The organism is Finegoldia magna (assembly GCF_018371055.1).
Taxonomy (GTDB): Bacteria; Bacillota; Clostridia; order Tissierellales; family Peptoniphilaceae; genus Finegoldia; species Finegoldia magna_I.
On record NZ_JAGYZD010000250.1, the window covers coordinates 1 to 2,349 of the forward strand.

Genomic DNA, 2,349 nt, shown 5'->3' on the forward strand with positions numbered 1-2,349 from the left:
GATATTTGTTTTCATTAGAACTCTTTGTATCTATTCGCTCAAATTTTAAAATTGTTAAATGCTTGAAAATTAAGGGTTACAAAAAGGTTACAGCAAATTTTAATTTCATTTGTTAATTGAGTACAACAGTCTAAAATATTACATTTTTGTAATATTTGAAGTACTTTTGACTAGATTTAGAAAAAATTGTCATTATAAAACCAAAAAATCCCCATGAAAGTTATCCAAAACAAGAAATTTTGAATTACAATCATGAGGACTATGTCATATATTATTCAATTAAAAACATTGATGTTCTACAATTCTCCCAATTCCTTTTTCAATTCATACACTAATTTATTCTCTAGTTTTTCCACATCCATTACGAAATTCATCAATCCGCCGAATAATGATTTGTTGTGAAGTTTCATATCAACATCCACAAAACTTCCTGAATTTGTATCTCCAAAATCAAAATTCAAATATCCATCTATGCTTTTTGAGTTTAAATCGATGTACATTTTTTCGTTTTCAACGATTTCTTTTATAGTGTAGGTCATTGTAACTCCCAAGTTATCTATTACGTACTGATTTTCAACTCCCGTTGGTTTTGAATTGTCTAATAATCTATCTTTTATCGTTTGGAAAACTCTACTTTTATCCGATTTAAATTCTTCTCTTTTCTTTAGTTCACCCATTGATGATTTCCACCTTTCTTTTTATTATTTCGTCTAATTTTCTTGAATAATCTCTCAAATTTTTGTAGTTTGTGTATTTTATTATATCATCTTTTATGATTTTAGAATTAGCAGTCATTCCAAATCCTATTATGCTTTCTAATTCTTCATTGATTACGATATTGTATCTAGAAGGAATATCTCTGCAATAGCCGATATTTTCCATGTTATTCAGAATATTTTTCTGACGATATAAATAATACGGACTGTAATTATTTTGAAATGTCCATTTTTTTATCAATTGCATTTGTTTCTCAGCAATATTTTCTTTAAAGTTTCCCTTGTCGTATTGTTGTGAGTATTTACTTCCTTTTTTTATCGACAGTGTGTGAAAAGTTATATTATCAGGTTGTAGCTGTCTTAGAATTTCGAGATTTTTTTCTGTATTGTTTACATCATCGTACAATAATCCAAGTATGAAATCCATATTTATCACAAATCCCAAGTTTTTGGCTTGAGTGTACAAATCAAGTAAGTTCTCATTATTTTGAATCCTTCCCATAGCTTTCAGTGCTTTTTCGTTAAAAGTTTGTGGGTTCAAGCTAATTCTTGTCACGTTGTACTTTTTTAACAATTTTAGCTTGTCAAAGTCCAAGCTATCTTCTCGTCCAGCTTCAAATGTGTATTCAACCAAGTTTTCTGAAACAAAACAGTTTTCAATAACTTTCAATAATTTTTCTAGCATTGTATTATCCAAACTTGTCGGAGTTCCCCCTCCCACATAAATTGTTTTGATTTTATGCTTGTCGATACTCTTGGAAACTTCTGTGATTTCTTTTATTAAATATCCAAGATATTCTTCTCTTCTGTCGTTATTTTTATAAACTATTGTCGGGAAAGAACAATAATCGCATCTGCTAGGACAAAATGGAATATTGATATATATGTTATAGTTTTTCTCGTCAAAATCCACGGTAGACTGAATTTTGTCGATGTCTCGTAAAAGTTTCAAGTTTTCATCATTTATCAAATACATTCTACTTAATTCTTCATCGCTGTGATTTCTCAAAATCTTTGATGGCTTCGTTCCAGTTAGTATTCCCCAATCATTCGTATAATTGTATCTTAGTGAAAATAACTGATACAGTATTTTCTTCAGTTCTAGTCTAGTCTTAAATGTGTATTTTTTGTCTTTAATTACATAATCTGTTCCAACTACAAAATCGCTCTGTCCAAATTCCAAATTTTGTTTAGAATCAAATATCGTAAAAATATCGATACATTCTTTTTGATATTTTTTATCTTCTAATTGTATTTTCATATTTTCTCAATTAAATAATCCGGCACATTTCTGAAACGAAAAATGCCGGGTTTTATTTATAAATCGTCTTCTATTATTGCTGACTTGGAATATGCTGATGGTTTTGCTTCGAAGAAATCCGTTTTGATTTTATTTGGATCAGAATATTCACTTACCCATTTCATCGATGGAATTTCTCTTTCGTAACCTGGATATATTACTCCGAAACCAAGTCCTGTTGATCTTAAATTACCCAAGTATTTGATGTAATCTTCAACCATTTTAATGGATAAGCCTTGGATTTTTTCACCGATAACGTATTTTGCCCATTCAATTTCAGCTTCTGATCCTTGTTTTATCATTTCTTTGTATTGGGCATTTTTTTCTTCAGTA

3 protein-coding genes are annotated in these 2,349 nt (G+C 29.3%); all 3 read right to left on the bottom strand.

Going from position 1 to position 2,349, the window contains the following annotated elements:
- Positions 1-296 precede the first annotated feature (296 nt).
- Positions 297-677 (bottom strand): hypothetical protein, encoded by a 381-nt coding sequence (locus KHW44_RS08685; protein ID WP_002835162.1) that lies wholly within the window; start codon positions 675-677, stop codon positions 297-299.
- The gene (locus tag KHW44_RS08690) at positions 670-1,977 is read right to left on the bottom strand and encodes a coproporphyrinogen III oxidase (RefSeq protein ID WP_304068509.1); all 1,308 of its coding nucleotides are present in this window, start codon (positions 1,975-1,977) and stop codon (positions 670-672) included. Before KHW44_RS08690 ends, KHW44_RS08685 begins: the two co-directional genes overlap by 8 nt.
- A gap of 56 nt (positions 1,978-2,033) precedes the next feature.
- Positions 2,034-2,349 (bottom strand): ribonucleotide-diphosphate reductase subunit beta (locus KHW44_RS08695; protein ID WP_369680527.1); only part of this gene is annotated, 316 nt, incomplete at its 5' end.

What these genes read in the sequence shown, in the direction of transcription:
- KHW44_RS08685 (WP_002835162.1), bottom strand. Translation starts at nt 677, where the DNA reads ATGGGTGAACTAAAGAAAAGAGAAGAATTTAAATCGGATAAAAGTAGA.
- KHW44_RS08690 (WP_304068509.1), bottom strand. Translation starts at nt 1,977, where the DNA reads ATGAAAATACAATTAGAAGATAAAAAATATCAAAAAGAATGTATCGAT.